A 1200-nucleotide genomic window follows, 5' to 3' on the forward strand; every position below is an offset into this window, starting at 1 on the left:
GTTTCTTCCCTGGAGAAAAATATAAGCAGGCGACGCCTCCAGGTGCGCTTGAGCCCGAGTGATCAGCTCGGACTTGCCTGCTTATATTTTACCATACTATGCCTGACAGAAATAGTCAATTTCCAAACATTTGTTCTATTTCTAATCCTGTTGTTCTTCCCTAACTTGCTTTATAGATTTTATCATGATCAAACCCAGCAACGGTATGGGCGATTTAAGCTGCCAAACGCTGAATCCAATTAAAGCAAATAACCCTAAGTTGTAAATCATAGTCGAAACATAAGCACCGTGTGTTTTCATATACTCCCCCCTAGAAGGTTATTCGGCAGAAACGTCTAATACTTTACTTCACAGATGCGATTTTTTTACGAAAGGAAGTATTTCTATGAGTGACGAAATCCGTGACGCGGCTGAAGTTGTAAAAGGTATTGTTGAGGCGGTACCAGTTTATGAGGATCTACTGCACCCTGCCGCACAGGAGCTAGGAAAAGGCCTACAAACCGTTGCCAAGACAATTAATGTGGTACTAGCACCGGTTGCCGCTCTCATCTGGGGCTATGAACAAATTAAAGCGTATATCCAACCAGCGCTAGAAAAACGATTGAAGAATGTTCCCCCCGAACAAATCATCCCTCCCGATCCAGCAGTCGCGGGCCCAGCATTGGAAGCTTTGCGTTTTACGGGGTATAAAGAGGACCTAAGAGAATTATACGCCAATTTACTGGCAACATCCATGGATGTGGAGACGGCACTAAAGGCCCATCCCGCTTTCGTGGAAATTCTTAAGCAGCTTTCACCAGATGAAGCAAGGATCCTTGGGCGATTCCAGGAGCACATTCCAATCCCAATTCTCTCAATGAGATCTGTCGATTCCCGTGGCTACTATACTACCTTATTACACAACTTCACGACCGTTGCTGAGCTTGCAGGTTGCGCTCTTCCGCAATTAGTCACAAGTTATGTTGATAATCTCGTTAGATTAGGCTTAGCAGAAATTTCGTATGAGCGCTATAGTATTGACCCTGGAGCTTATGAAGCTGAATTGGCTCATCCAACTGTTGTAGGGATGAAAACCTATATAGAGAACAATGAACGCAGCGTGGAAATTCGTCAGGGTGTTTTGGAAAGGACTAATCTAGGAAAGCAGTTCTACGAAGCATGCATACTTCCGAGATAATCTACTAATTTTGTGTCGCTAAA

2 protein-coding genes are annotated in these 1200 nt (G+C 44.0%); one reads left to right on the top strand and one right to left on the bottom strand.

Features of this window, described 5'->3' with window-relative positions; all coding sequences use genetic code 11:
* Positions 1-141: 141 nt before the first annotated feature.
* A complete protein-coding gene (locus ACYQ2N_RS01980; RefSeq protein ID WP_459997294.1) occupies positions 142-300 on the bottom strand; it encodes a hypothetical protein in 159 nt (52 codons plus the stop codon).
* Positions 301-385: 85 nt separating this feature from the next.
* Between ACYQ2N_RS01980 and ACYQ2N_RS01985 the strand changes: the two genes are divergently transcribed.
* The gene (locus ACYQ2N_RS01985; RefSeq protein WP_459997295.1) at positions 386-1177 is read left to right on the top strand and encodes a DUF4393 domain-containing protein; all 792 of its coding nucleotides are present in this window, start codon (positions 386-388) and stop codon (positions 1175-1177) included.
* The last annotated feature ends 23 nt before the right edge of the window (positions 1178-1200 follow it).

The organism is Paradesulfitobacterium aromaticivorans, assembly GCF_054657415.1.